The 25,883-nt window shown below is 66.1% G+C and carries 20 protein-coding genes; 9 read left to right on the top strand and 11 right to left on the bottom strand.

The genetic code is table 11. The features are described from left to right. Nucleotides 1-8 precede the first annotated feature (8 nt). Nucleotides 9-1,127 carry a mandelate racemase/muconate lactonizing enzyme family protein gene (locus WDJ57_RS13520; protein ID WP_338901341.1) on the top strand — a complete coding sequence of 373 codons (1,119 nt, stop codon included), beginning with the start codon at nucleotides 9-11 and terminating at the stop codon, nucleotides 1,125-1,127. A gap of 42 nt (nucleotides 1,128-1,169) precedes the next feature. Here WDJ57_RS13520 and WDJ57_RS13515 read toward each other — a convergent pair whose 3' ends face one another. The 5 genes from WDJ57_RS13515 to WDJ57_RS13495 all read right to left on the bottom strand — a co-directional run bounded on the left by WDJ57_RS13515 (nucleotide 1,170) and on the right by WDJ57_RS13495 (nucleotide 8,425). Continuing rightward, complete coding sequence (locus WDJ57_RS13515; RefSeq protein WP_380629846.1) at nucleotides 1,170-2,645, bottom strand: CoA-acylating methylmalonate-semialdehyde dehydrogenase; 1,476 nt, start codon at nucleotides 2,643-2,645, stop codon at nucleotides 1,170-1,172. Between the two features lie 180 nt (nucleotides 2,646-2,825). Further along, on the bottom strand, nucleotides 2,826-4,898 hold the full coding sequence (locus WDJ57_RS13510; protein ID WP_338901339.1) for an ABC transporter ATP-binding protein: 2,073 nt from the start codon (nucleotides 4,896-4,898) through the stop codon (nucleotides 2,826-2,828). After that, complete coding sequence (locus WDJ57_RS13505; RefSeq protein ID WP_338901338.1) at nucleotides 4,895-5,779, bottom strand: ABC transporter permease; 885 nt, start codon at nucleotides 5,777-5,779, stop codon at nucleotides 4,895-4,897. Before WDJ57_RS13505 ends, WDJ57_RS13510 begins: the two co-directional genes overlap by 4 nt. Then, complete coding sequence (locus tag WDJ57_RS13500) at nucleotides 5,780-6,736, bottom strand: ABC transporter permease (RefSeq protein ID WP_338901337.1); 957 nt, start codon at nucleotides 6,734-6,736, stop codon at nucleotides 5,780-5,782. It abuts the gene before it with no gap. A gap of 21 nt (nucleotides 6,737-6,757) precedes the next feature. Further along, nucleotides 6,758-8,425, bottom strand: coding sequence for an ABC transporter substrate-binding protein (locus tag WDJ57_RS13495; protein ID WP_338901336.1), 1,668 nt, complete (start codon nucleotides 8,423-8,425; stop codon nucleotides 6,758-6,760). Between the two features lie 251 nt (nucleotides 8,426-8,676). On the opposite strand from WDJ57_RS13495, the gene WDJ57_RS13490 reads away from it, so the two are divergent. After that, on the top strand, nucleotides 8,677-9,729 hold the full coding sequence (locus WDJ57_RS13490; RefSeq protein WP_338901335.1) for an alcohol dehydrogenase catalytic domain-containing protein: 1,053 nt from the start codon (nucleotides 8,677-8,679) through the stop codon (nucleotides 9,727-9,729). A 37-nt stretch (nucleotides 9,730-9,766) separates the two neighbouring features. On the opposite strand, the gene WDJ57_RS13485 is transcribed toward WDJ57_RS13490, so the two are convergent. From WDJ57_RS13485 to WDJ57_RS13475, 3 genes are all read right to left on the bottom strand, one after another. Beyond that, entirely contained in the window at nucleotides 9,767-10,903 is a 1,137-nt protein-coding gene (locus tag WDJ57_RS13485) for a mandelate racemase/muconate lactonizing enzyme family protein (protein ID WP_338901334.1), read from the bottom strand. A 74-nt stretch (nucleotides 10,904-10,977) separates the two neighbouring features. After that, a complete protein-coding gene (gene aldA / locus WDJ57_RS13480) occupies nucleotides 10,978-12,420 on the bottom strand; it encodes an aldehyde dehydrogenase (RefSeq protein ID WP_338901333.1) in 1,443 nt (480 codons plus the stop codon). 257 nt (nucleotides 12,421-12,677) lie between these two features. Beyond that, a complete protein-coding gene (locus tag WDJ57_RS13475) occupies nucleotides 12,678-13,988 on the bottom strand; it encodes a hypothetical protein (RefSeq protein ID WP_338901332.1) in 1,311 nt (436 codons plus the stop codon). 543 nt (nucleotides 13,989-14,531) lie between these two features. Between WDJ57_RS13475 and WDJ57_RS13470 the strand changes: the two genes are divergently transcribed. The 4 genes from WDJ57_RS13470 (at nucleotide 14,532) to WDJ57_RS13455 (ending at nucleotide 17,394) form a co-directional block, all read left to right on the top strand. Beyond that, nucleotides 14,532-15,323, top strand: coding sequence for an IclR family transcriptional regulator (locus WDJ57_RS13470; protein ID WP_338901331.1), 792 nt, complete (start codon nucleotides 14,532-14,534; stop codon nucleotides 15,321-15,323). Between the two features lie 566 nt (nucleotides 15,324-15,889). Further along, on the top strand, nucleotides 15,890-16,819 hold the full coding sequence (locus WDJ57_RS13465) for a DMT family transporter (protein ID WP_338901330.1): 930 nt from the start codon (nucleotides 15,890-15,892) through the stop codon (nucleotides 16,817-16,819). A 108-nt stretch (nucleotides 16,820-16,927) separates the two neighbouring features. Next, a complete protein-coding gene (locus WDJ57_RS13460) occupies nucleotides 16,928-17,182 on the top strand; it encodes a DUF5789 family protein (protein ID WP_338901329.1) in 255 nt (84 codons plus the stop codon). A gap of 29 nt (nucleotides 17,183-17,211) precedes the next feature. Continuing rightward, entirely contained in the window at nucleotides 17,212-17,394 is a 183-nt protein-coding gene (locus tag WDJ57_RS13455; protein WP_338901328.1) for a hypothetical protein, read from the top strand. 438 nt (nucleotides 17,395-17,832) lie between these two features. On the opposite strand, the gene WDJ57_RS13450 is transcribed toward WDJ57_RS13455, so the two are convergent. Beyond that, nucleotides 17,833-18,213 (bottom strand): cyclic nucleotide-binding/CBS domain-containing protein, encoded by a 381-nt coding sequence (locus WDJ57_RS13450; protein ID WP_338901327.1) that lies wholly within the window; start codon nucleotides 18,211-18,213, stop codon nucleotides 17,833-17,835. A gap of 98 nt (nucleotides 18,214-18,311) precedes the next feature. Next, nucleotides 18,312-18,746 (bottom strand): DUF7539 family protein, encoded by a 435-nt coding sequence (locus WDJ57_RS13445; RefSeq protein WP_338901326.1) that lies wholly within the window; start codon nucleotides 18,744-18,746, stop codon nucleotides 18,312-18,314. A 182-nt stretch (nucleotides 18,747-18,928) separates the two neighbouring features. Between WDJ57_RS13445 and WDJ57_RS13440 the strand changes: the two genes are divergently transcribed. Further along, nucleotides 18,929-19,378 carry an Hsp20/alpha crystallin family protein gene (locus WDJ57_RS13440; RefSeq protein ID WP_338901325.1) on the top strand — a complete coding sequence of 150 codons (450 nt, stop codon included), beginning with the start codon at nucleotides 18,929-18,931 and terminating at the stop codon, nucleotides 19,376-19,378. 122 nt (nucleotides 19,379-19,500) lie between these two features. After that, the gene (locus WDJ57_RS13435; RefSeq protein WP_338901324.1) at nucleotides 19,501-20,127 is read left to right on the top strand and encodes a phosphoribosyltransferase; all 627 of its coding nucleotides are present in this window, start codon (nucleotides 19,501-19,503) and stop codon (nucleotides 20,125-20,127) included. Between the two features lie 532 nt (nucleotides 20,128-20,659). On the opposite strand, the gene WDJ57_RS13430 is transcribed toward WDJ57_RS13435, so the two are convergent. Next, nucleotides 20,660-23,995 carry a PAS domain S-box protein gene (locus WDJ57_RS13430; RefSeq protein WP_338901323.1) on the bottom strand — a complete coding sequence of 1,112 codons (3,336 nt, stop codon included), beginning with the start codon at nucleotides 23,993-23,995 and terminating at the stop codon, nucleotides 20,660-20,662. A gap of 222 nt (nucleotides 23,996-24,217) precedes the next feature. Between WDJ57_RS13430 and WDJ57_RS13425 the strand changes: the two genes are divergently transcribed. Continuing rightward, on the top strand, nucleotides 24,218-25,780 hold the full coding sequence (locus WDJ57_RS13425) for a globin-coupled sensor protein (protein ID WP_338901322.1): 1,563 nt from the start codon (nucleotides 24,218-24,220) through the stop codon (nucleotides 25,778-25,780). Nucleotides 25,781-25,883 lie beyond the last annotated feature (103 nt).

The raw sequence follows: 25,883 nt of genomic DNA, 5'->3' as shown, positions 1-25,883 counted from the left end.
TGGTGACAATGGAGATAACGAGCGTCAATCAGTACCACCTTCGCTACGGGATGGACGACAGTTTCCGGCCGGCCTGGAAGCCAGGTTTCGAGCAGACCGAACACGAGGTGCTGCTGTTCGAACTCGAAACGGACGCCGGCATCTCCGGCGTCGCGACGGCCTCCGGCTTCGCCGGGCGGATGGACTACCTGGAACTGGCAGAGATGTTCCTCGTCAGCGAGGACCCCCGCGAGGTCGAGTCGCTGGTGGAGAAACTGGACCCGCTCAACCTCTGGGGGCCCCGCCCCTGGCACTTCGAGGTCGCGCTGTGGGACATCGTCGGCAAGGACGCCGGCAAGCCCATCTACGAACTGCTCGGCGGGAGCGCCGACCCGATTCCGGCCTACGCCTCGACCGGGGAGCGACAGGGGCCGGAGGAGCGGCTGGCGTACGTCGACGAGCGCGTCGACGAGGGGTTCGAGGCGGTGAAGCTCCGCTGTCACGGCGACGACCCGTCCCCGGACCTCGACGTGGCGCGGCGCATCCGCGAGGCCTACCCCGACCTGACGCTGATGATGGACGCGAACATGGGCTGGAGCGTCCCGATGGTCGACGTCGAAAAGTGGTCGTTCGACGACGCACTGTCGGTCGCGCGGGAACTGGAGGACATCGGCAACGTCGGCTGGCTGGAGGAACCGCTGGACCGCCGGAACTACGAGGGGCTGGCGCGCCTGCGCGAGGCGACGGACGTGCCCATCGCGGGCGGGGAGTTCAACAACGGCATCCACCACTTCCGGGAGTTCATCAAGCAGGGCTCGCTCGACGTGCTCCAGCCAGACGCCGTGCTCGCGACGGGCATCAAGGGCGGCACGAAGGTCGCCGCGATGGCCGACACGCACGGGCTCGAATTCGCCCCGCACACCTGGAACGACGGGCTCGGCTTCGCCGCGAACCTCCACCTGCTCGCCGCGACGGGCGCGCGCTGGTGCGAGTACCCGCTCGACCCCCCGGGCTGGACGCCCGAGGCGCGGGACTTCCTGCTGGAGGAGCCGATTCTGGCCGAGAACGGGGCGGTGTCACCGCCCGACGGCCCCGGCCTGGGCGTCGAACTGGACTGGGACCTCATCGAGGAACTCGACGCGTCCTGAATACTGGTGTGTGTCGTCCCGCGGGGGGACGACGGCGGCGACTCACTCCTGGTTCGGCCAGCGCTCGATGTAACTGGTCTTGTCGGTGTAGAAGTTGATCATGTCCTGGCCCTGGGCGTGGAGGTCCCCGAAGAAGGAGTCTTTGCGCCCGCCGAAGGAGAAGAAGGCCATGGGTGCTGCAGTGCCGAGATTCACGCCGAGGTTGCCGGCCTCGACCTCGTGTTTGAACCGGTCGGCCTTGTGGCCGCTGTCGGTAAAGAGGCTGGCCGCGTTGCCGAACTCGCTCTGGTTGACGACGTCCACGGCCTCGTCGAAGTCCGCGACACTGACGAGCCCCATGATGGGACCGAAGTGCTCCTCGCGGGCGATGGTCATCTCCGGGCTCACCTCGCCGAAGAGCGTCGGGCCGATGAAGGTGCCGTCGTAGTCGTCGACGGTGACCTCGCGGCCGTCGACGAGCAGTTCCGCGCCCTCCTCGACGCCGGACTCGACGTAGCCGTGAAGCGTGTCGAGGTGGTCCTCGCTGATGATTGCGCCGATGTCGACCCCGTCGTCGAGGCCGTAGCCGACGACCTGTTCGCGGGTCTTCTCGGCCAGCGCGTCGGCGAACTCGTCGTAGACGGCCTCCTCGACGACAACCACGTCGTTGGAGAGACAGCGCTCGCCCGCGCAGGCACACGCCGAGGAGACGGTCTTCTCGGCGGCGTACTCGATGTCCGCGCTCTCGGTGACGATGATGTGGTTCTTCGCGCCGCCCTGGGCCTGGACGCGCTTGCCGTTTGCCGCCGCCGTCTCGTAGATGTGGCGGGCGATAGGTGTGCTGCCCACGAAGGAAACACCCTCGATGCCGTCGTGTTCGAGGATGTTGTTGACGGTGTCCGGCCCGCCGTGGACGAGCTGGACGACGCCGTCCGGGAAGCCGGCCCGGTCGACCAGTTCGAAGATGCGCTGGGTGACCAGCGGGTCCTGCTCGCTGGGCTTCAGGATGAAGCTGTTGCCGGTGGCGACAGCGTGCGGGAGGAACCACAGCGAGATCATCGCCGGGAAGTTGAACGGGGTGATGGCGACGAACGTCCCGAGCGGTTCGCGGACGGCGCTCTCGTCGATATCCGGCGCGGCGTGGGAGAGGGTCCCCGCCTGCATCATCTTCGGGATGCCACAGGCCACCTCGACGTTCTGGATGCCGCGGCGAATCTCGCCGCGTGCCTCGTCGCGCGTCTTGCCGTGTTCGCGGACCAGCAGTGCTGCCAGTTCGTCGATGTGCTCGTCGAGCAACTGCTTCAGCCGGAACAGCGGCTGGATGCGCTTCTCGACGGCGGTCTGTCGCCAGTCCTCGAAGGCGGCGTTGCCCGCCGCGACTGCCGCGTCGAGGTCGTCCTCGTCGCTGAACGGCAGATAGGCGAGTTCCTCGCCGGTCCCCGGGTCCGTCACCGCCTGCCCGTCAGTGCTGGACGGGGTGTGCCACGCGCCGTCGACGTAATTCTGTACCTCGTCGTTCTCGCTCAGTGTGTCGGGTATCACTCGTAGTGCGAGTACGCGGTCGGACCCGCTTAAGTTTTTGGGAATGTCCAGCAGTTTGGGCCGATGCGTTTCGAAAATCTACATATCCCCCACATAATTTCAATAATTGTTTCCGCACCGTCGGCTCACGCCGGGGTGCGAGTCCCGTGCCGTCCGTCGACGGTGGGATGGAGGAGCTTACGACGCGTCGAGTTCGGTGTCGAGCGGGTCGTTCATCTCGTCGTCGTCGAGGTGGCAACTGATGCAGTGGCCGCCCCCGCGGTCCGCCAGGGACGGGTCGTCGGTCTCGCAGACCTCGCCGATTTTCTGCGGACAGCGCGTGTTGAACGAGCAACCACTCGGCGGGTTCCGCGCGTTGGGCACGTCGCCTTCGAGGCGGATTCGGGTCTGCTCCTCGTGGGGGTCCAGCGTCGGAATGCTGGACAGCAGCGCCCGCGTGTAGGGGTGATAGGGCGGCTCGAATATCTGCTCGGTCGAGCCGGTCTCGATGATTTCGCCGAGGTACATCACCGCGACGCGGTCGCAGATGGCCTCGATGACGCTCAGGTCGTGGCTGATGAGCAGGTAGGAGGTGCCGTACTCCTCGCAGAGGTCTTCGAGCAGGTTGAGGATGCTCGCCTGGACGCTCACGTCCAGCGACGACACCGGCTCGTCCAGCACGATGAGCGACGGGTCGGCGGCGAACGCACGGGCGATGGCCACGCGCTGTTGCTGGCCGCCGGAGAGTTCGTGGGGCTTCTTGTCGATGATGTCGCTGCCGAGGTTCACCTGGTTCAACAGCTCCTCGGTCCGCTCGCGGCGCTCGTCGGCGTTCATGACGGTGAACAGTTTCAGCGGCCGCTGGAGCACCTCCCGCACCGTGCGGTTGGGGTTCAGGCTCGCCTCGGGGTCCTGGAAGATTATCTGACACTCCGAGCGGAACTCGTTGAGTTCCTGCTTGGACAGCGAGTCGATGTCCGCGCCGTCGTACTCGATGCGACCGCTGGTGACCTCGTGGAGTTTCAGCAGCGTCCGCCCGAGCGTGCTCTTGCCGCACCCGCTCTCGCCGACCAGGCCCACGGCCTCCGACTCGTGGATGTCCAGCGAGACGTCGTCGACGGCCTTGACCGGGTCGTGGTCGCCGAGGAGGTTCTGGACGAACCCGCCCTCGTCGTAGTACTTGCTCAGGTCGTCGATGGTGAGTATCGGCTCGCCGGTCGTCCGCTGGGAGGCTCCTTTCTCCGGGACGTCGATGGGGTTGTCCAGCACGTCCTGCCAGTGGAGACACCGCGACTCGTGGTCGCGCTCGGCGTCGACCGTCTCCGTCTCGATGTCCCCCGAGGTACACTCGTCGGTGGCGAACTCGCAGCGGTCGGCGAAGATACAGCCGTCCGGGATGTCGTCGAGTTCGGGAATCCGTCCCGGGATGGGTTTGACCTCCTTGTCCTCGGCGATCTCCGGCGTGGTCGCCAGCAGCGCCTGCGTGTAGGGGTTCGCCGGCGCGGTGAACACGTCGTCGACGGGCCCCTTCTCCAGCATCTCGCCGGCGTAGAGGATGTTCACCCGGTCGGCGATTTCGGAGATGACGCCCAGGTTGTGCGTGATGAGCAGGATGCCGGCGTCGTACTCGGTCTTGAGGTCCTCGACGAGGTCGAGGAACTTCGCCTGCGTCGTCACGTCGAGGCCAGTCGTGGGCTCGTCGAGGATGAGCAGGTCGGGGTTACAAGAGAGGCCGATGGCCAGCAGCGCGCGCTGCTGTTGCCCGCCGGAGAGTTCGTGGGGGTACCGCTCCGCGATGCCCGCCGGGTCGGGGAGGTTCACCTGGTCGAGCACCTCGTAGACGCGCTCGTCGGTCTCCTCGCTACTCCCCGTCTCCTGGTGGAGTTCGATGGTCTCGCGCACCTGCGCACCGATGGTCATGCTGGGGTTGAGCGACCGGGCGGGGTTCTGTGCGACGTGGGCGATACGGTTGCCCCGAATCGAGCGCAGGTCGCTCTTCGACGCCGACAGCAGGTCCTCACCCTCGAAGGTGATTGAGCCGTCGTCGACCCAGCCGTTGGCGTCGAGATACTGGACGATGGCCAGCGCGAGCGTGCTCTTGCCGCTCCCGCTCTCGCCGGCCAGGCCGACCGTCTCGCCCTTCCGGACCGCCAGCGAGACGTCGCGGAGCGCGTGAATCGTGCCGTCCGGAACCTCGAACTTGACGTCGAGGGAGTCGACACTGAGGAGTGTTTCCTGCTCGCTGCGCCGGGTCGGTTGCTGCGTACTCATTGATGATCACCCGTTTCGCGCGGGTCGAGGACGTCCCGCAGGCCGTCGCCGATGAGGTTCGTCGCCATGACCGTAATCAGCAGCGCGACGCTGGGCCAGATGAGGAACCACGGCGTCTGGTAGATGTAGTCCCGTGCCGTCGAAATCATGAATCCCCAGTCGGGGTTCGGCGGCCCGGCACCGAGGCCGAGGAACGACAGCGAGGTACCGATCATGATCGCGTAGCCGACGCGAACCGAGCCCTCGACGACGATGGGGCCGGTCACGTTCGGGAGTATCTCCCGGAACAAGATGTAGGTGTTCGACTCCCCGCGGGCCTTGGCGGCCATCACGTACTCCTCCTCGCTGACCGACAGGGTCGCCGAGCGCGTCACCCGCGCGATGCGGGGCGCGTAGACGACGCCGATGGCCATGACGACGTTGAGGATGTTCGAGGGGAGGACGACGAGGATGAGCAGGCCGAGCAACAGCGTCGGCACGCTCATGATGATGTCCATGACGCGCATCAGGACCTCGTCGACGCGACCCTTCGCGTAGCCGGCCATCAGGCCGATGGGGACGCCCAGGACGAGCGCGAGCGCAGTCGCGCCGAAGCCGAGCAACAGGCTCGTCCGGCCGCCGAGGATGACCCGCGAGAGCAGGTCCCGTCCCAGGTGGTCCGTTCCCAGCAGGAACTTGCCGCCGGGGCCGGCGAAGCGGTCGGCGACGTGGGTCGCCGTCGGGTCGTAGGGCGCGACGGACTCGCCGAGAATCGCGACGAGGACGATGGGCACCAGGAAGGCGAGTCCGATGAGGATACGACGGTTGCCGAGCAGTTTCCCGACAATCGGCGGGAGTGTCAGCCCCGCCGAGTCGTCCTGCGTTGGATTGTCAGTCGCCATCTATTGCTCCCCCAGGCTGATGCGCGGGTCCAGGAGCGTGTACACCACGTCCGCCGCGAAGTTCGCGAGGATGAACGCGATGGTCGGGACGAGAATCCCCGCCTGGATGACCGGCAGATTGCGGTTCTCTATCGCCTGGACGATGAGTTCCCCCATCCCGGGGAACGCGAATATCTGTTCGATGATGACGACGCTACCCATCATCCACCCGAAGTTCAGCGCGAGCACCGTCACGGTCGGGAGGAGTCCGTTCCGCAGGCCGTGCTTGAACAGGACGTTGCGCTCGGCGACGCCCTTCAGCCGCGCCGTCCGGATGTAGTCGGACTCCAGCGTCTCGACCATCGACGACCGGGTCTGGCGCAACACGTACGCGAGGATGATGGTGTTCATCGCGATGGCCGGCAGGAGGAGGTGGTGGAGCCACGGTACCACCCCCTGACTGAGCGGCACGTACCCGCCCTTCGGGAACAGTTCCAGTGGCGGCGTCGTGAGAAACATCAACAGCAGCGTCGCACTGACGAAAGACGGGATGCTCAACCCGACGTAGGACCCGCTGGTCACGATGTGGTCGACGAACGTGTTCCGCTTGGCGGCGGCGAGTATCCCCAGCGGGATGGCCGTGATGGCGGAGATGAGCATGGCGACAGCCGCCAACTGTAGCGTGCGCAGCAGTCGCGGCCAGACCATCGCCGACACCGACTGGCCGGAGATGAGGCTCTCGCCGAAGTCACCGGTGAACACGCCACCGACGAAGTCGACGTACTGCACCGGCAGCGGCCGATTCAGTCCGAGGTCCTGATTGACCTGCTGAATCGCCTCCTCCGTCGCTTCCGTCCCCAGGACGATGTTCGCGGCGCTCCCGGGGAGGAGGGTCGTCACCCCGAAGACGACCGACGCGACGATGAGTATCGACAGAAGCGCGATTGCCGTCCGCTTCAACAGATACAGGTAATTCATATCCGTTCCCTCACAGAGCAGTTACTTATCAACTGCGCACCGGCTGATGAAGTCCTTGATGTAGGTCGGGTAGAGGTCGTAGTTCTTGACGTAGTTCTTGTACCCGCCGTAGATCTTCGGATGGAAGGTGCCGACCCAGGCACCCTCGCGGTGGTTGATTTTCTGGCACTCCTTCATCGCCTCGGCCTTCGTCGCCTCGTCGGTCGCGGACTGGGCCCGCTGGAAGGCCTCGTCGTACGCGTCGTTGCTCCAGTTGGCCTCGTTCCACGGCCCCTCCGAGCGCAGCGCCAGGCGGGGGACAGTACTGCCCAGCACGCGCGTCGAGTAGTTCGTGATGTACCAGACGCCGTCGGTGTTCCAGTACTCCGAGAGCCACGTCTCCTCGGTGAGCCGGTTGATTTCGAACTCGATGCCGACCTGCTTCATCTGCTGCTGGAACAGCTGGGCGATGACCTCCTTGGCGGGGACGCCGTCGTCGTAGTGGAAGGTCTGCATCTCGAGGCCGTCGCCGTAGCCGGCCTCCTCCAGCAACTGCTGGGCCTTCTCAGTGTTGGCCGTCGTGCCGAAGGTGTCGCCGACGTCGAAGTCCTCGTCGTAGTAGGTGTGCACCGGCGTGACGCCCGAGTGGTGGCCGAGCACGCCCTCGGGTGAGACGGCTTCGAGAATCTGCTCGCGGTCGAGTGCGTACTTGATTGCCTTGCGGACCTTCGCGTTGTCCAGCGGCTCAACCGTCGTGTTGAGCACGATGGGGTACTGCAGCCCCGACGTCTGCTTGACGAGCTGTGAGTCCTCCTGGACGCGACCGGCGACGTTCGGCGAGATGCGGCTGACGGCGTCGATACTGCCGTCCGACAGCGAGTTGGCGCGCTGGATGTTGTCGGAGAGAATCTCCCACTCCAGTTTGTCGAAGTACGGCAGCGGGTCGCCGTTGACGCCGTCGATGTGGTAGTCGGACGCCGCCTCGAAGGCGATGTTGTTCTTCTGGTTCCACTCGGTCAGTTTCAGCGGACCGCTCCCGTAGTCGGTGTCCTGGAGCTGCTCGGGGTCGTCGTCCAGCACCGACTTCGGGACGATGAAGAAGGCACCACCGGTCTCGGAGATGCGCTTCGTGAAGTTCAGGTCGGGTTCGGAAAGCGTTATCTCGACGGTCGTCTCGTCGACGACCTCGACGGAGTCGACGCCGCTGAGACTGGACGCGGAGCCGGAGAACTCCTCGGAGGTGAGGAAGTCGTAGGTCGCCTTGACGTCCTCCGCGGTGACCGTCTCGCCGTCCATGTTCGAGTACGTCGCGTTCTCGACGAGCGTGAACGTCCAGACGGTGTAGTCGTCGTTCGTCTCCCAGTCCTTCGCCAGGTTCGGGTGGACCTCGAAGTTCTGGTCGACGCGGGTCAGCCGGTCGTACATCGACTCGGCGATGAGGTAGTCGGCGAGGAACCCACGGAACGGCGACATCGTCTGGACCCCCTGCTGGGCACCGATGGTGAACGTCCCGCCCTGCGGGAGCGACTCCGCGGTCCCCGTCGAGTCGTCGTCGGACTGGATGGTGTCCCCCCCATCGGAGCCGTCGCCGCCGTCCCCGCTCGAACAGCCGGCCAGTCCAGTGATTCCGAGCGTCCCCAGCGTGGCACCGAGTCGGAGAATCGACCGCCTGTCTGTCGTTACCGTCGTGTCAGTGTCTACCGGTGGCATACGATAACCAACCATGGAATCGTATGTAATAAAATCTTTGGTGGATATAGCCATGTTATTAAATATCATACAAAATCAGGACAGTCAGCGAGCGACGTGAAGATTCGCCGACAGGCCCGCTGAAACGGGGCAATCGCGGCCCGCTGAGGTCGGATAGTTCCCTCGTGGGTAGGAGTGAGCGCGGCGAAAGAATTGCCGGCACACAGATGTCCCGGGAAAGTTTAAAACCCGACCGCGCGTTCCGTGGAGACATGCGACGCGCAGCAGTCCTCACGGAGTACGACGAACCGCTCGCGGTGACAGAGGTCGACGGCGTAGCGCCCGGGACCGACGGCATCGTCGTCGAGACCGACGCCTGCGGCATCTGCCGCAGCGACTGGCACGCCTGGAAAGGTCACTGGCCGTCGGTCCCGACCGACGGTCACATCCTCGGCCACGAACCCGCGGGCACCGTCACGGCAGTCGGCGACGAGGTGGAGAACTTCGCCGTCGGCGACGAGGTAGGCATCCCGTTCAACGTCGCCTGTGGCGGCTGTCACAACTGCTGGTCCGGCGACTCCCACCTCTGTTCCGACGGGCTCAGCCTCGGGTTCACCGACGAACTCCCCGGGGCCTTCGCCTCCGAGTTCGCCATCCCCAGGGCCGACTTCAACGCCGTCCACCTGCCCGACGGCATGACCGCCGTGGAGATGGCCGGCCTCGGCTGTCGCTTCGCGACGGCGTTTCACGGCCTCGCGCACAAGGCCGACGTCCACGCGGGCGACTGGCTGGCCGTCCACGGCTGTGGCGGCATCGGCCTCTCGGCGGTCAACATCGGGGCCGCCCTCGGCGCGAACGTCGTCGCCGTCGACCTGGACGAGGACGCGCTCGCTCTCGCCGAACAGGTCGGGGCCACCGAGACGGTCGTAGCCGGGGAGACGGACGTCCCGAAGGCCGTGGCCGACGTCACCGACGGCGGCGCGGACGTCTCCGTCGACGCGCTCGGCATCGCCGAAACCTGCCGCAACTCCATCGACTGCCTCGCAGCCAAGGGCCAGCACGTCCAGGTCGGGATGACGACCGACGACGAGGCCGGCGAAATCGCGCTCCCGGTCGACGAGATGGTCGGCGCGGAACTGGAGTTCGTCGGCGTCAAGGGGATGCCGCCGAGTCGCTACCCCGAACTGTTCCGGATGATTGCCGGCGGCAAACTCACGCCGGCGGACCTCGTCACCAGCGAAGTCGGCCTCGGGGACGTCTCCGACCGGCTGGCGTCGATGGACGACTACGACACGCTCGGTATGGAAGTCGTCACCTCGTTCTGACGCTCGCTGTCGAGCGGAACCGCCCCCGGAGGACGCGTCAGTTCCCGGCGAGTTCGTGGACGAGGTCCCAGTCCAGTTCGATGCCCAGTCCCGGGCCATCGGGCGGTGACACCGCGCCGTCTTCTGCGAGAAGCGGCTCCTCCAGCAGGAAGTCCCGCGTCTCGATGGACCACCCCGGCGGCTCGATGGGGTACTCGCACCAGCTCGGGTTCGTGCAGGCGAGCACCTGGACGTTCGCGGCGAAGCCGATGCCGTCGTTCCAGGTGTGCGGGGCGAACTGCAGCCCGTGCACATCGGCCAGACCGGCGATGAGTTTGGTCTTCGAGATGCCGGCGCTGAGCATCACGTCCGGCTGGAGTACGTCCAGCGCCTCGCGGTCGACGAACTCGCGGAAGTGGTGGACGCCGTTGTTGAACTCCCCGCCCGCGATGGGCACGTCTGTCGCTTCCCGAAGCCGGGCGAGGGCGTCGTAGTTCAGCTGGTCGAACGGCTCCTCCAGCCAGCCGACGTTGCCGATGTCCTCCAGTTCCCGCGCGACCGACAGCGCGTCGTCGAACGTCCACGTGCCGCCGCCGGGGTGGGAGACGCTCCAGCCCATGTTCAGGTCGACCATGATCGTCAGGTCGGGGTACGCGTCTCTGACCGCGCGCGCGACGGCGAGGTCGTCGGCCATGTCGTCGGAGTGAAAGCGGAGTTTGACCGCCTCGAACCCCTCATCGACGCGCTCGTCGACCCACGCCAGTCGCTCGTCCGCTGGCCGGAGTTCGCCGCTGGACGCGTAGGCCGGAATCGGCTCGTCGTCACCGCCGAGCAGTTCGTAGACGGGCTTGCCGACCTCCTTGCCCTTGATGTCCCAGAAGGCGATTTCGAAGTGCCAGGGGCGGGGGCCGTAGGAGTTCAGCGAGGCGAGGTCGTCCAGCCGCTTCTCGATGTTCCGTGGGTCCGTGCCGACGAGGTACTCCCGCGCGAGGTCGAGCGAGTCCACGCGGGAGGCGTCCCCGGTGACGGACGTGATGCCGCTGATGCCCGCGTCCGTCTCCACCTCGTAGAGCTGTACCTTGTGGACGTGCTGTTCGAACCCCGGATACCAGGACGGCTCGAACGGGGCCGCCATCTCGTAGTCGATGTGGTAGGAGTTGATGCCAGTGATTTCCATGTCTGTCGAATGCTCCAACACCGTGACGCTCGACGCATGGACACTTTATTCTTTGCCGGAGCGGGGAGAACCGCCACCGGGAGGCGGGGTCGTCAGCTGTAGTCGTAGTAGACGCTCTTTATCTGGGTGTACTTCAGGACGCCGTACTTGCCGTCGTCGCCGCCCATGCCCGATTCGTTCCAGCCGATGTGGTGGCCCTGCCAGGCCTCGCCGAGCGTCCGGTTGACGTAGGTTTCGCCGTAGTCCAGGTCCTGGACGGTCTTCATCGCCGTCCGGTAGTCCTCGGTGAAGACGTACGAGGAGAGCCCGTAGCGCGACCGGTTGGCGTACTCGACGGCCTGCTCGACGGAGTCGACGGTGACGATGGGCGTGACGGGACCGAACACCTCCTCCTCGACGACGTCCATCGACGGGTCGACGTCGCCGAGCACGGTCGGGGCGTACCAGAAGCCGGTCTCGAAGTCGCTGCCGCTCGGCGGTTCACCGCCGGCCAGCAGCGTCGCGCCGCTGTCGACCGCGGACTCGACAGAGGAGTGCGTCCAGTCGAGTTCCCCCCGAGTGACCTGCGGGCCCATGTCGGGGTCGCTCTCGGGCGCGCCGAGGTCGAGGGCCTCGGTCGCGGCGACGTACTTCTCGGTGAACTCCTCGGCGACGTCCTCGTGGACGAACACGCGCTCGGCGCAGGTACAGACCTGCCCGGCGTTGGTGATGCGTGCGGTCAGGATGTCCTCGACGGCCGCGTCGAGGTCGGCGTCGGCGGCGACGATGGCGGGGGCCTTCCCGCCGAGTTCGAGCGAGACGGGCGTGAGGTTCTCCGCCGCGGCCTCCATGATGACCTTGCCGACGCGCGTGGAGCCGGTCATCGTCACCATGTCGGTGTCGCGGGAGGTGACCAGCGCGTCGCCGACGTCGCTCCCGCCGAGGACGAGGTTGAGCAGGCCGTCGGGGAGGTCCAGTTCCTCGTCCAGCAGTTCGAAGACGCGAATCGCCGACAGCGGCGTGGTCGAACTGGGTTTGACGACGACGGCGTTGCCGGCGATGAGCGCCGGGAGAATCTTCCGCATGAGGACGGCGATGGGGTAGTTCCAGGGGACGATGGCGGCGACGACGCCCATCGGGTGGCGCTGGAGCTGAATCTGCTCCTCGCGGTTGTCGCTCGGGACGATGTCGCCCTCGATGCGCCGGCCCCACCCCGCCGCGTAGTCGGCCAGGGTGAGCGTGCCCGTCACTTCGCCGTCCGCGGCGGACTTGGGCTTGCCCTGTTCGGCCATCAGCACGTCGCCGATGTCGCCGACGTGGTCCTCGATGACCGACCCGATGTCGCGGATGACCTCGGCGCGCTCGACGCCGGGCGTCGCGCCCCACTCGTCCTGTGCCGCCTGGGCCGCGGCCAGCGCCTCGGCGACGACATCCTCGTCGGCGTCCGGAATCGTCGCGACGACGTCCTCTGTCGCCGGATTCAGTACGTCTATCTCTGGCGAGCCCGCTCGCCACGCTCCGTCGATGTAGTGATTGGTCTCGGGTGTCTCCACCATAGACGCTCTTACTGTGAGGGCCTGTTTAGTTCTTCGGGGGGATATGGCCGTCCACCGGTCACCGTCGGGCGGCCGGTCCGGGCTCGCAACCGCGGTCTGGTCCGTCCGGACGCGGAACGAGGACGCGGGGACGGACATATCCACGTTTGCCACTCAAAGACACACGTGAACATGGCACAGTATTTATAAGGATTAATCGGTGGGAATCGGCGCGAGCGGTCGAACCGGAGCAGCCGACGGTCGGTCGGCCGCGGCCACTAGCCGAGCAGCGAGTCCTGTAGCTGGCGGAGGTGATAGAGCACGGAGTCGGTGTCCAGGGAGACGTCGTCCGCGGCGATGGGCTGGTCGGTGCGAATCGGACGCTCGACCTCGGCACCGGCGAGCAGTTCGAAGGGCACGAGGTCGGCCTCCGCGGCGACGGTCGCGTCCTGGAGGCGGCCGTAGATGGTGTCGCCGCCGCCGCCGACGATGGTCTCGCCGGGTTCGAGGTCCCGCTTGGCCGCGGCGACGACCTCCGTCGTCTGCTCGGTTACGACGCCGGTCGGCCGGTCGTGCAGCGCCGCCATCGCGACGCTGACCATCGTCTCCTGGGGGAGGTGGTACGGCCGGTGGAAGATCTGGTACCGGCCGTCGCTGGCCGTGTTGATGTTGTAGCGCTGTTGTAAGTACGCCTGCGTCGCCTCGTTGGTCGCCTCCGTCACCACGAAGGCACTGGGGTTGTCGCCCGTCGGCGTCACAGAGTCGATGACGCCGGTGCGGTCGAGCACGCCGCCGTCCTCGACCGGCCGGAGCGTTTCGAGGAGGCCGTCCCGGTCCGTCTCGGGCATGTGGATGCCGTCCGTGTCCGGCGGGAACCCGAGCGCGTTCGCCGCGGCGGAGAGTTCGACTGCGACCTTCGTGCCGTCGAGGAACGTGTTGTACATCCGGGCGTCCGGCTGGCTGTTCTCGATGAACGACTCGGGCAGGTCGTACCGCTCCAGCGAGTCCTCCTGCGTCGCGTGGGGTTTGAACGTCAGTTCGGTCCCCTGGCCGGCGGCGACGATGTCGAGTCCCTGCGTGCGCGCCCAGTCACAGAGTTCGACGACCTGTGCCGGTTCGTCCCCGTAGGCCATCGAGTACGTCACGCCGCGGTGGGCGGCAAAGCGCGAGAGCAACGGCCCGACCGTCGCGTCCACCTCCACGCTCACCATCACGACGTCGTTGCCCGCGTCGATGGCCTCCCACGCGTGGCGTGCGGCCGCCGCCGCGTCGCCGGTCGTCTCGATGACGACGTCGACGGGCGCGCCGGCTGCCGCGACGCCGTCGGTCGTCGCGACCCGCATCTCCGCCGCGAGCGCGTCCCGGACGCCCGCAGCGGACTCCTCGACGGCGACGTCCTCGTCGGGGACGCCGGCGGTCCGGAACGTCTCCGTCGCCTTGTCCAGGTCGAGGTCCGCCAGGACCGTCGGGCGGACCCCGGGTGTCTGCTCGATCTGGTACGCGAGGTGTGAACCGTACACGCCGGGCCCGATGAGAGCGACAGACAGCGGGTCGCCTACTCGTGCCTCTAGGTCGGGGATTACGTTCATCCGTAGTGGGTACAGTCTGACCGGGTAATTAAAAATTTTGTCGGCATTGCAATATTTTCTCCGGCCGCGCCGGCAGCGACGAGCCGATAGAGAGTCCAGAGCGCCCCTGTCTGCCGTTCTCGTCGGGTGTGGGTCCCGGGTCGCCGAGAGTATATAATACACTTTCCTTATAGATTCTGTATCAGAGAACCGAATGTCGACTATCGCACCTCCGAGAGTCGATGTCCACGAGAGGAGAGTCAGAGAGCGCAAGAGCCAGTCCTGGGTGTCGACAGCCCACACGGGAAGGCAAGTCGAGTCTCGATAATACGAAAGAGAGGGCACGAGATGGCGGTTCGTCGGAATATAGTAGTTCTCTAATAGAGAAAGTTCTGTCTGGAAAAGAGCACACTGCCGTCGGGCGGGAAGGAGCAGTTGACCTGGAGACAGTAGCGTTTTTGTATGAGAGAACAGCAGGGGACGCCGACAGAGTGGGAGGTCGGCGGGCGTGTGTGACCGCCGGTCCGGCGGTACGCTGATTAGTCCCCGGGAGAATGGTGGCACATGAGCGATAGACCGGGGGACGGCGGGCACAGCAAGATACAGTCGGTCGGGGCTTCCCTGGACCTCGTCATGGCGCTGACGAACGAGGGGCCGATGACGATTACGGAACTGGCAGAGGCGCTGGACCGGTCGCCGAGCAACGTACTCGCGCACCTGCGGACGCTCCAGGAGCGCGGATTCGCCGTGGAAGAAGACGGCCGCTACCGGCCGGGCCTCAGATACTACGAAATCGGCAACAGGATCAAACAGAACTACCCGCTGTACGTCCACGGCACCGAGCCAGCGGACGACCTGGCGGCGGAGACGGGTGAGTTCGTCTGGCTGATGGTCGAAGAGCAGGGCCGGGGCTACTACCTCTACAAGACGGGCGGCGACGACGCCGTCGAGAGCGGCGCGTACACGATGGGAAGCCGGTGGCACCTGAACTCGACGGCGAGCGGGAAGGTGGTCCTCGCACACATGGACGAACAGCGAGTCGACGAGGTACTCGACACGCACGGGCTGAAATCCATGACGCCGAACACCATCACCGACCGCGAGGAACTGAAGGCCGAACTGGAGACGATACGCGAGGAGGGCGTCGCACGGGACAGGGAGGAGTCCGCCGTCGGTATCCGCGGCGTCGCCGCACCGGTCCGGGGACTCGACGGCGTCATCGGAACGGTCTCGATCTCGGGACCGGCGAGCCGCATCAAGGGCGACTATTTCGAGGACGTGCTCCCGGGGAAAGTCACGGAAGCGGCCGACATCATCCGCATCAAGTACAACGGTGCCTCGGCCGTCGACCGCTGACCCGCGACCCGACCGCCAGTTCTATCAACACAGAATAGTTTCCATTACAGCCATACGACCGTAAGTACGTCAGAACCGTTCCGACGAGTCGCCGTCTGCCCGAGACGCCGGGTCCCGAATCCTCGCGCCCGGTCCAGCGAACACCCTTTGGTCAGGTTAGCTAGGCTATACGTGGCGGTTCGATTGCATTACCCGCGAGGAGGTCCCGGGCGAGAGGGCGTGGTCGGCCGCGGCGAGGGTCTCCGTAGGCGAGTTCTCTGTCGCGATAGCGGGGCCACTTAAGATTCGCACATGTGCGTCGTGATGTATATACCACCCCCTCACAAAACAGGAGTCGGGAAGGCTATCGCACCGTCCACGCAACGTTCTATGATTCTGGAATACCACAGTCGGGCCGGGAAGCGCGCGCGAGCACGGCAGGACCGTCGACGTGATGACTGCCGGGAACCGCGTGGACACCCGGGACGAGGCACGGATGTATCAATATCTATCGACAGTACCGGTTGGAAGAACGACACGATAGTCGAGATTTCTGAAAAACGGTCGGTTGTTCGAGGTGTCGGTCGGTGAACGCGCGACGAGTGTCGATTCTCTTCACAATTCTCGCCCTGATATGGGGGTCGCTGTTCGTGTTTGTCAAAATCGGTCTGCCGCACGTGCCGCCGGTGCTGTTCGCCGCGCTGCGACACGACATCGCGGCAGTGCTCACGCTCGGGTACGCGGCAACTGTCACGACGCGGTGGTATCCCCGGAGTCGAGCGGACTGGTGGCTCGTGTCGCTGGGGGCCGTGTTCTTCGTGGGGCTGTACAACGGCTTCCTGTTCGTCGGACAGCAGGGGGTGACCAGCGGCGTCGCCGCAATCCTGGTCGCCACGAACCCGATTCTCGCGGCGCTGTTCGGGTGGGTCCTGCTTCCACAGGACCGCCTCTCCGGCCTCGGCATCGTGGGGCTGGCCCTGGGCTTTCTCGGCGTGACACTCGTCGCGCGACCGGACCTGACACCGCCCTTCCGGAGCGAGTCCATCGGTGCGCTCCTGGTGGTGCTGTCGACGGCCTGTCTCGCCTTCGGGAGCGTGCTGGTGCAACGCGCCGGGAGCGACCTCTCGACGGAGGGGTTCGTCGCCTGGTCGAACGTCTTCGGGGCTCTGTTCCTGCACGGCATCAGCGTCGGGTTGCCCGACGAGTCGCTGGCCGGGGTCGAACTGACGGGTGCAGCACTCGGTGCAATCCTCTATCTCGGCGTCGTCGGGAGCGCGTTCAGTGCGGTCCTCTACTTCCAGTTGCTCGACGAACTGGGTGCTGTCGAGATAAACCTCGTGTCCTACGCCGCGCCCGTCTTCACCGCAGTCCTGGGCTGGCTGCTGCTCGAAGAGACGCTCAGCCCGCTCAGCGTCGCCGGGTTCCTGACCATCTTCGTCGGCTTCGCGCTCGTCAAACACCGGGAGATGCGCGCGGAACTGCGGAACGTCTCCGACGCACTCGGAAGCTCGCAGTGACCGGCCGCGGGAACGCCTCTGACCCGTGCCCCGACGAACCACCCGACACAGCCGGTCCCTCCAGTGCCGGAGGGTAGCTATAAGATGCGCGGGCGCGTGCTGACAACCATGCGGGAAATCAGGCTCAACGAACTGGAGACGGTACTCTCGGGCGTCGAGTTCCCTGCGACGCGGGAGAAACTAGTGAGCGAGTGGGAGGACGTGACGCTCGTGCTGGCCGACGGCGAGGAGAACCTCGGGAACGTCCTCGCGGAGTCGAGCGACGACGTCTTCGAGTCGAAGAACGACGTCTCGACCGAGGTGATGAACCTCCTGCCGCGGGAGGCGGTCGGCGAACCGTACCAGTCCGAAGGTGAAGGGTAGCGGGGGTAAGGGTCGCACCGACAGTCAGTATGAAACAGGAGGTCTACGCGGTCGAGAAGCGAACCGAGGAGGGCTGGACCGTCGTCGGTGGACGGGTGTTCGCCACGCAGGAAGCGGCCGAACACTTCGAGGAGAAGTACGTCGAGGACGACCTCAGCGGGACCGCGAGGAGCGTCGACATCCGCATCACCGAGTATCGAGTCGACGGCTGAAGCGCCCCCGACGGGGCTATCGCTGCCCGGGGACCGGCGGGCGCGCCGGCGAGCGACGGCACCGACAGCGGTTCGACTACTCCGCAGCGCTCCATCCGGGTCCCGCCAGCATTGCCCGGCGGACGGTCCGGTCGCGCCCGATAAGCCGGAATTACTCCCCAGTAGCAATGACACAGATATAGATGTAAGCCTCGAAGGAACCGGTTACTGTCAGGGACGCCAGATCCCACGGCTGCAGCGAGGGACACCCGGTCGAAGCGCGGCGTGTGTGGCAGGTATCCCGCGACTACCGAATCCGTCCCGGCAGGTCCTGGCAGTCGTCAGATGTCTTCGGCGCTCACACCCGGCAGTCGGTCACGCACTCGATGCACTCGGCGGACGAGACGGGAACCCCAGAGTAGGGGCAGCGGGCGGGACTGTCGTGTGGCCGGGTGACGGTCAACGGACGAACGACGACGCGACGTCCATGCTCGTGAGCATCCCGACGACCTCGCCGCCGTCGACCACCGGGACGTGGTGAACCAGATGGTCGAGCATCGTCGTGGCGGCCTCGCTGACCGGCGTGACCCGCGAGGTGGTGACGACGTCGGTCCGCATGACCTCGGCCACGGCCGAGTCGGAGGGGGACCGCCCGTCTCTGGCCAGCAGGACGAAGTCGGCCTCGGTGAGGAGTCCCCGGAAGCGGTCCGCGTCGTCCAGGACGACGAGGGCACCGACGTCGTGTCGAACCATCTCGGCTGCGGCGTCCTGGAGCGTCGTCGTCGGCGAGACGGTCTCCACCGGCTGTGACATTATCTGGTCGACGTAGTGTTCCTCCATACCTGCTGTATCGGGCAGTTGCACACATAGATGTTCGCCCGCCAGTGCCACGGCGCGGGCTCGACAGCTCGCGCCGTTGTCGTGGCACGTCCCGCCGGCTAGTCCCCGCCGTCCGAGCGGGACGTCTGGAGGAACGTCTCGAGGTCCGCCTCGACGAGCGCCGCGACGCGTTCGGCGTAGTCCCAGAGGACGTCGTTGAGTTCCTCCCGCGTGGCCTCGCTGAGGCTCTCCTCGCCCCGGAACCCCTCGTAGGGAATCTCGGGGTGGTAGGTGCAGACCACGCGAGCGTCCCCCGCGTCGGCCCCGCCGGCCGGAACGATGGCGTATTCGTCGGCGTCCCAGAGGCCCTCGCCGCTGCGACGGGTCAGGTCCGAGTCGATGCGGTCGAGCAACTGCAGTTCCTCGTCGGTCACCACGGCGTCCGGCCCGTCGAAGCGCTCGCCGTAGGCGCGGTCGCGCGCCTCGAACGTCCACTCCTCCAGGTGCTCGCGTGCCCTCCGGACGCTCTCGCGCCCGACGTTTGCAAATGCCATCACAGGACTACGTAGGCGGTTCTGGGAAATAAGACCCCCGTGTGCACAGCCGGCGCGGTGACGCCAGCGACACGTCGGGGTCTCGCACTCCCGGCCGGGAGGGCGACGCTCCCCGCCTCGGCGTCGGTTGGCCCGCCAGTATATGATGCTGGTCGGCGTAGTGAGACGTGGAGAGTCAGAGAATGAGCCAGCGTGGTAATCCATTCGAGATGTTAGAGCGGCTGTTCGAACGCATGAGCCAGCAGTTCGACGAAGCGTCGGAGGCATGGGAATCTGGGAGAACGCTCGCGTGGTGGTCCGAGGGCGAGTCGCTGCCGATAGACCTCGTCGACGGCGAGGGGGAGTTCGTCGTGACCGTCGACCTGCCCGGCTTCGAGCGCGACGACGTCGACGTCACGGTCACGGAACACACGCTCCGCATCGAGGCCGGACACGAGCAGCTGGTCGATCAGGAGGAGGGAACAGTACTGCGACACGAGCGTCACCACGAGTTCGCACAGCGGTCCGTGCCACTCCCGGAGAAGGTGGACGCGGACGACGTGACGGCACGAATGAAAAACGGCGTCCTGACCATCACGCTCCCGAAGACGGAGGCCGAAGCCGCCCGGAAGATAGACATCGACGTCGAATGACCCGCCGCCAGGGCGGACCGAGTCTGTCGTCGTGCAGTCGCCCGACCGAGGCCGGGTCCCGTCGTGACCGGTCCCCGAATAGTTCAATTGGCTGGCCGGCGAAGTTCTAGCGGGGACTGACAATGTTCACGGACCGAACCGACGCCGGCCGACGGCTCGCCGACCTGCTCGAAGAGCGAGGTGTCGAGGCGGACATCGTCCTCGCGATTCCACGCGGTGGCCTGCCAGTCGGGCACGCCGTCGCGGAGCGACTCGGCGTCCCGCTCGACATCGTCTCCGCGCGCAAGCTCGGGTCGCCGGCGAATCCGGAACTCGCCATCGGGTCCGTCGCCAGCGACGGGAGCGTCTGGCTCAACGAGTCGCTGATAGCGCAACTCGACGTCGCGGACTCGTACATCGACGCGGAGATAGAACGGGAACACGAGGCCGCGAGACGGAAAGTCGAGCGGTACCGGGGGACGCGCCCGCCGCTCGACGTGGGCGGAAAGACCGTCCTCGTCGTCGACGACGGGGTCGCGACCGGTGCGACGACCATCGCCTGCATCAGACAGGTTCAGGACGCCGACGCGGAACGCGTCGTCCTGGCTGTCCCGGTCGCACCGCCGGACACGGTCGAGCGACTCCGCGACGAGGCCGACGAGGTCATCTGCGTCGAGACGCCGCCGTACTTCGGGGCAGTCGGGCAGTTCTACGACTCGTTCGGGCAGGTCAGCGATGACGAGGCCAGGAGCTACCTGACGGAGGAGTGAACACCGTCACCGCCGCCTCTCCGTCGGGGAACGGCCCGAGCCACGCGAGCGTCAATCGTGCCCCGGAGAGGGCGTCGTAGTCCCGCTGTGGGTTCGCGGGTTCCTGTCGGTTTTCGACGTCTCGGCAACGAAACTGTCGCTACACGTGGAGTTTCCGATAGAAGTGAGATGTGACGCAAGTTCAGAAGATAATCGTGATTGTCTTTTTATAACTCAAATAGAGTTTTTTCTCCCCTATTTTAGATGTTGAAGCATGGGAAACGTCAATTTTCAGCAGTCTAGAGTGTTTTTGCACGCTTTTAGTCCCATTTTTCCAATATATGCTTCTGTATTTCTGTATCTAGAGATGAATAACCCGCAAATGTCGATATCTCTTCCGTGAAAGTCGGCATCTCCACGCACGCGAGTGCTGGACTGACGGGGTACGGTCAGAGAGCGGGGACGTCGAAACGCCGGCATGTCAGTAACGCTGTTGGGCGAGGGCGCGTCCGGTCGGCGTGGCTGCATGCTCCCGCGACCAGCGAGGGGGTGGTCACCCGCTCGACTCGCCCGTCCGGCCCTCGGACGCTGGCGGAGCGTCTTCGAAGAGTGCGGCAAACAGCTTCCGCTGTGCCGAGCGGATGTGATTGTGCAGCGCCGACGAGGAAAAGCCGAGTTCGTCTGCCAGTTCCGCACCGCTGGTCTGTTTGGGCGACTCGAAGTAGCCCCGGCGATACGCGAGTTCGACCACCTCGCGCTGACGGCCGGTGAGTTGCTCCAGAATCGTCTCGACGAACGCGTCCCTGGCCGCCAGCGACCCGCGCCGCTCGCGCTTGGCGAGGAGTTCGGCGTCGGGATACATCGCCCCGATGGTGTCGACGGCCCGCCGGACGGAGAAGTGGGACGGGACCGCGGCCGTCAGCCGGCAGGTCGAGGGTTCGGCCGTAATCTCCCGGACGACGATGCCCTGCTCGGCCAGCGTGGACGCGAGGAACGGTTCGGCGAAGCGACACTCGATGCGTGCGCCGTCGTCCGAGTCCACGAGTCTGGCGTCCGCGATGGCGCTCTCGCGTGCGGCACGGTCACGCAACTGTTCCGGTGAAACGTCGAGTGCCCGGAGCAGGACGGTCAGCCGGTCGCCCGGGTCCGTGGTCATCCGTTCGACTTCGAGCGTGCAGTCGAGCGCACGTGCGAGGCGGAGCAACAGGCACGTCGCGTCCTGGACTTCGAACTCCATCTCTGTGGCGCGGTCGGACAGCAGGGCGTACTTCCGGTCGGTCGCCGCAATCGCGTTCGCGAGGAGGTCGCTCAGGTCGGCACACACCGACTGCAGCCGGTCCGAGAAGGCCCGCGGAGTCGAGGCGTAGATGGTCAGCACGCACTGGAGCGTCCCCCGGTAGACGACGGGGAGGCTGACGGCCGACAGGAAGTCCCTGGTGACCGCCTCCCGTCGCCACTCGTCCCGTTGCAGGTGGGTCGCGGTGTTGGATTCGACGGCCCGCTCCCGTGTTCGTGCCGCTCGCACCGCCGGCTCGGCCCCCGCGTCGTCGGCGAGCGCGAGCGGGGCCGACGCCAGGTAGCCCCGGTCGTCCCCGGCCCACGTGCGGGGGACGACCCGGTCGTCCACCCGGTCGATGTCGCCAACCCACGCGAACACGAACGGGTCGATGTCCGTCAGCCGGGCGCAGACCTCCCGTTCGAGTTCCTCCCGCGAGTCCGCGTCGAGTATCGCCCGGGCCATCTCCCGGATGTTGCGATTGAGAGTTTCGAGTTCCTCCAGCTGGTCCGTCCGCTCCTGCAGTTGCGACTCCCGGTGCCTGAGGCGTCGCTCCCGTTCGGCCCGGTCGAGAGCAGCCTCCGTGGACGCGCCGAGAATCTCGACGAGTTCGGCGGCGCGGCGGTCGAACGCGTCGGGTCGGGACCGTGCGGCCATGAGGACGCCGTGTTCGCCGACCGGAACGACGATTTCGCTCCGGAACCGCGAGTCCGGGTTGTACGCGTCCGGGTCGGCGTGGACGTCGTCGACGACTTCGGGTTCGTCCTCGACGAAGACCCGCCACGCGATGCTGTCCCCGGGTTCGAAGACGGGCGAGTCGTCGACGAACGAGACGTCGTCGGCCGCCGAGACGGCCACGGGGGAGAGGGCGCCCGCCGCCTCGTCGAAGCCATACAGCGCAGCGGCGTCGGCGTCGAGCACGCTCGTCGCGGCCGCCGTGACCGTCTCTCCGATGTTCTCGCCCGTCGTCATCTCGAACAACTCCGTCAGCGTCTCGTTGAACCGGGTGAGCGTCTGCTCGTATTCGAGCTGGTCCGTGACGTCGCGGAAGATGCCGTACACGACCGGCCCGTCCGGCAACTCGACGGTCCTGCCGCTCACCTCGACGGGAATGGTCTCCCCGTCGCCGTCGACCGTCCGTATCTGTGTTCCGTCGGGGAGTTTGCGGACTCTCCCACCGCCCTCCGCGACGAACTGCTCGAAGAGAGCGCGATAGGCTTCCGACTCCTCCTGCGGATGTAGCGCCGACTGGTAGCGGCCGACGATGTCCGCCCTGTCCTCGCCTCGCAACGCTGCCGCGGCCTCGTTCGTTTCGAGTATCGTGCCAGTCTCGGCGTCGGCGACGAAGACCGGGTCCGGTGCCGCTTCGAGCAGCGTCCGGTACCGCTTTCGCGCCCGTTCGAGTTCCTCCCGGCGTCTGCTCTGTTCCGTGATGTCCTGCGAGACGGTCATCCCGGCGACGACGTCGCCATCGCCGTCCCGGACCGGCACGATGCGGACCCGAAACACCCGCCCCTGCAGGTCGAGCGTGGTGACGCTGGATTCGCCCTCGAACGCGCGGTCGTAGAGCGGTGCCAGTTCCGCGGCGTTCTCCGCCGGGAAGACGTCTTCCAGCCGGTTCCCCTCCAGGTCCGACACGGACGTCGTCAGGTCCTCGAAGGCGGTGCCCCCGACCAGTTGATAGCGGTGGTCCTCGTCGAAGAGCGTGACGAGGCCGTTCGGGAACTGGTCGACCAGCGTCTCGTACTTCTGCCGTTCGCGCTGGAGTCGCTGCTGCTGGGCGCGCTGGTCGGTGACGTCGAGCCCCGAACTGAGCGTCCCGGTGACGGTCCCGTCCTCGTCACGGAGGACCGTATTGTGCCACTCGACGACGCGCTCGTCCCCGTCCCTGGTCACGACCGAGTTCTCGTACCGGTCCGGCAGTTCCACAGTGCCGGCGGTGAGATCGTCGAATACCTCCCGGACCGCCGCTCGCGTCCCGTCGGGCAGACAGGTCTCGAACCAGTCGCGGCCGACGAGGTCCGCCCGGTCGTAGCCCAGGACCGCCTCCGCCTTGCGGTTCACGTAGGTGACGACGCCGTCCGCGTCGATGGCGACCATCATGACGTCGGCGATGTCGAGGAAGTGAGCGGCGTCCGCAAAGGAGAGCCGGGCAGTCGACTCGGCCGGGAGTCTGTCGAGTTCGCGCGACACGTAACTGGCAAAGAGGTCGGCCAGCGCGAGCGTCTCCTCGTCCAGCGCCCCCGGGTTCTGTCTGGCGAGGACGACCACGCCGTGCCCGTCCAGCGGGACCGTGAGAACGGACCCGTACTCGGTGCCGGGGCCGAACCGGTCGTCCCGGGTCGTATCGGCGACCAGCACCGGCCGCTTCGGGTGTCCCGTCCGCTCGACGAGTACACGGAACGGCCCCGACTCGCCGGCATTGTCGGCCGTCTCGTCGGCGACGTGTGCGGCCAGTCGCCGTCCGTCCCGGTCGAGGACGGCGCAGGCGTCGAGGGAGAGACGGGCCGCGAGTTCGTCGACCGTCCGGCGGAGCAGTGCATCACGGGACTCGGCCGACGCCAGTCGCGCTCTGGCGTCTCGTATCTCTGCGGCGCTGCAGCGAGTGTTCATCGGCTACGCTCCTCGGAGTGGCCCACATCCGGCGGGTGAGAGGGTTGACGGTGGGAGGGACACTCTACGTCGGTGACGTGGGCGAATCATATCATCGTTCATCAAAGATGTGTGGGTAACTTACTTTGATACAGCCTATAGTTTAAATTTAAACCCCATTTATTTGGGTACTATGCTCATTTCAACCCCCGAGTTGTTAGTGTTAGAATCGATTGTTGTCGTATGGCAACCGAGGAGTCGTACAAGGTAACTGACGAGAACCGCCGCCAGGTAGACGGCCGACAACTCACCGACGAAATCGGAATCGACCGGGGCGAGATTACCTGGCGAAAGGAGTTCACGCAGTTCGACGCCGCCGACAGACGGCGGCTCGAATCGATGTCGGGGACGTTCGAGCGGGTCGCCGACGACCTCGTCGACGACTTCTACGACCACCTCCAGGACTACTCCGAGAGCGTCGCGATTCTCGACGCCTCCACGAAGTCCGTCGACGCGCTGAAACGGTCCCAGCAGCAGTACCTGACCGACCTCGGCAGCGGCGAGTACGGCACCGGCTACTTCGAGCGCCGGGCCAGAATCGGGAAGATTCACGACATGCTCGACCTTGGCCCCAAAATCTACCTCGGGGCCTACTCCGTCTACTACGAGGGACTGCTCGACGCGATAGCCGCGGACGTCAAGCAGGAACTCGCCGACAGCGGCGATGAGCCGCCAGCGGCGGCGTCCGACCCCGAAGACGCCTCGGGAGGGGGGTCGGAAGCGACTGCGGAGGGCGGACTCACAGCGACGGAGGCGGTCGATGCGGTCGTCGAGCGGTCGCTGTCGGTGCTCAAGCTACTCACGCTCGACCAGCAGGTCGCGATGGACACCTACATCCACTCGTTCAGTCAGCAGATAGAGGAGGAACTGGAGCGCCGCGAGGAGGTCTCGAAGGAGGTCCAGGCCGCGATTACGGAACTGCAGGAGACCTCCGAGAGCGTCGCGGACAGTTCACAGCAAATAAGCGACGTCGCCGAGACGCAGACCGAGGGAATGCAGGAGGTTGCGGGCGAGGTGTCCGACTTGAGTGCCACCGTCGAGGAGATCGCCTCGACGACCAGCCAGGTCGAGGCGACGAGTACGACGGCCGAAGACCTCGCCGAGGACGGACAGGAGTCGGCCACGGAGGCCATCGACGCGATGGAGACGGTGGAGGAGGCGGCGACCGACGTCGCCGACGACGTCGAACAGCTGAAAGAGCGCGTCGACCAGATAGACGAGGTCGTGGAGGTCATCAACGACATCGCCGAGCAGACCAACCTGCTCGCGCTGAACGCCTCCATCGAGGCCGCCCGCGCCGGCGCGGCAGGCGAGGGGTTCGCGGTCGTCGCCGACGAGATCAAGTCCCTCGCCGGCGAGTCACAGCAGCAGGCCGGCCAGATTGAGAACATGGTAGAGCGGATTCAGGAGGACACCGAGGAGACCGTCGAGAGTCTCGACGAGACGAACGCCGTCATCGACGAGGGCATCGGCCAGGTCGAGCAGGCGATGGACAACCTGACAGAAATCGTCGAGGCCGTCAAGGACGCCGCCAACGGCATCCAGGAGGTCGCGGAGGCGACCGACGACCAGGCGGCGAGCACGGAGGAGGTCGCCAGCATGGTCGACCAGGCGCTCGACCAGGCCGAGGAGGTCCGCGACGAGGTCGAGCAGGTGGCAGCGGCCAACGAGGAGCAGACCGCCAGGGTCGAGGAGATACGGCAGTCCGTCGAACGGCTCACGACGGAGCGCGACGGCGGGAGGTAACCGCCCGTGGCCCGAACAGCGACGCGCAGACCCGGGCATCGTGGACCCCCACCGGCGTCGTCTCTCCGCCGAGGCGACCGAATCGACCGAGTCTGCGCTGTGC

This window comes from Salinibaculum sp. SYNS191, assembly GCF_037338445.1.
Lineage (GTDB): Archaea > Halobacteriota > Halobacteria > Halobacteriales > Haloarculaceae > Salinibaculum > Salinibaculum marinum.
This window is presented reverse-complemented; position numbering and strand designations above follow the sequence as displayed.